Source organism: Bacillus andreraoultii (genome assembly GCF_001244735.1).
In the GTDB taxonomy this organism is placed as follows: domain Bacteria; phylum Bacillota; class Bacilli; order Bacillales; family Caldibacillaceae; genus Caldifermentibacillus; species Caldifermentibacillus andreraoultii.
Genome location: NZ_LN868935.1, coordinates 628,516 through 630,405, shown reverse-complemented (window position 1 = coordinate 630,405; position 1,890 = coordinate 628,516). Strand labels below are relative to the sequence as shown.

At 38.0% G+C, this 1,890-nt stretch carries 1 protein-coding gene, 2 tRNA genes and 1 rRNA gene; 3 read left to right on the top strand and 1 reads right to left on the bottom strand.

From position 1 onward, the window contains the following. Positions 1-62 precede the first annotated feature (62 nt). The 3 genes from rrf (at position 63) to BN2144_RS03295 (ending at position 503) form a co-directional block, all read left to right on the top strand. A 5S ribosomal RNA gene (gene rrf / locus BN2144_RS03305) occupies positions 63-178 on the top strand. Between the two features lie 171 nt (positions 179-349). Further along, positions 350-423: transfer RNA gene (locus tag BN2144_RS03300), tRNA-Met, on the top strand. A 3-nt stretch (positions 424-426) separates the two neighbouring features. Then, positions 427-503 (top strand) — tRNA-Asp (locus BN2144_RS03295). Between the two features lie 836 nt (positions 504-1,339). Here the strand turns inward: BN2144_RS03295 and BN2144_RS03290 are convergent. Further along, the coding region (locus BN2144_RS03290) for a tRNA (adenosine(37)-N6)-threonylcarbamoyltransferase complex transferase subunit TsaD (protein WP_033826918.1) at positions 1,340-1,890 on the bottom strand (551 nt) is incomplete at its 5' end.

The window sequence follows — 1,890 nt, the reverse complement described above, 5'->3', positions numbered from 1 at the left end:
TGAAAATTTCTCTTGCATTTTCTAAAACAACCTATTATAATACATATTGTTGTTTTAAATAGTCCGGTGATCATGGCGAGAAGGTCACACCCGTTCCCATCTCGAACACGGAAGTTAAGCTTCTCAGTGCCGATGGTAGTGAAGGCCTTGCCTTTGTGAGAGTAGGACGTTGCCGGGCTATATAATAATATCATCGCGGGGTGGAGCACGAACGAATAAGCTTCGTAGCGAAACTACAGCGCACCGATTGAACTGCTACTTGTTTTAGCTTACTGAAATCGGGGCGGAATAATCGGGACAGTCCTGTATAAAATTGTGAGCATGAGTTTTATCAATATAATAATATTATCGCGGGGTGGAGCAGTCTGGTAGCTCGTCGGGCTCATAACCCGAAGGTCGTAGGTTCAAATCCTATCCCCGCAATCTGGTCCGGTAGTTCAGCTGGTTAGAATGCCTGCCTGTCACGCAGGAGGTCGCGGGTTCGAGTCCCGTCCGGACCGCCATTTCATATAATTTGTTTCTAAGATAAACCTAGGTAAACCTTGTTTTCTTTTGTTTTGTGTGAGTTTTGTAAATTTAGCTCTATAATAAATGGTGGACTTTATAAAAAGTTTGAAAAATAGAAATACACGACTCCTAACTTCCTTATCTATAAATTCAAACAGGTATGAACGGGAATATTATTATTTCAAAAAGTTAGGAGTTCTTTCATTAGGATTAAGGATTCATACCTAGAATAAAAGGGTACCAAGTGCAATGTATAGTATCCTAACCTATTTGGTAATCTTTTATTCATACTTCTGCCTCTACGTTAGCTCTAGCTGCTCATCAAACTGGACTTTCAATTAAATTGGGATTCCATATCCTGCTTGTTGGCTGTTTCATTAAATTTTTACTGAATTGAGCATCTATAGCCTTTCAAAATGTCTTTTTTATGAGATTTCAATCTAAATTTTACATGTGTCATCTCCCCCCTTTAAGATGTCTGTTTTTCTACATTTTAACCTAAATGGACGTTTACAACCTTTCAAGATCACCGTTTCATCAATTTCATCACCAAATTGGTCAGCGATAACCAAACAATCAAGATTCCCAATTTCATCACTCAAAATTGAATGAATTACTTAAAATCGAACGAAAACAAATGAAGAAATACTTCCTTATAGCTATTATTCTCTAACAATTACTTTAAAGCCGCGGACAATACAAAAAGTAATTGTCCTCTCATGATGTATAAGCAAAAAGACTTTGTTTCCCTCGGTGTCAAAGATTATTCATACTTACTAAGATAATCCTTAGATTGGACACCGCTATATGAAAACAAAGTCCTGTCACTTGGTTATTCTCTATTAAATGAGGTTAAATCTAATCCTGGATTGGCGTTAAGTCCGAGATTGGCGCGGATACCATTTTCATAAAAAATTGTTCCACATGCTGCAATCATTGCTGCGTTATCTGTGCATAACTTTAATGGGGGGATAATTAAATCAATCCCTTTTAGTTCTGAAACTTTTTCCTTCAACCCTTCACGTAATCCTTTATTTGCAGCAACCCCACCTGCTAAGATTACTTGTTTAACATTATACTCTTTGGCAGCTCGACTTGTCTTTTCTACTAACACTTCTACAACACTTGCTTGAAAGCTTGCAGCTAAATCTTCAGGTTTAATGGTTTCACCACGTTGTTCAGCATTATGAACCGTATTAATCACCGCTGATTTTAATCCACTAAAGCTAAAATCGTATGAACCTTCTTCTAACCATGCTCGTGGTAAATCAATCGTGGCTTGTCCTTCATGAGCTAGTCGGTCAATATGAGGACCACCAGGGTAAGGAAGGTTTAAAACTCTTGCTACTTTATCATAAGCTTCTCCTGCGGCATCATCTCTTG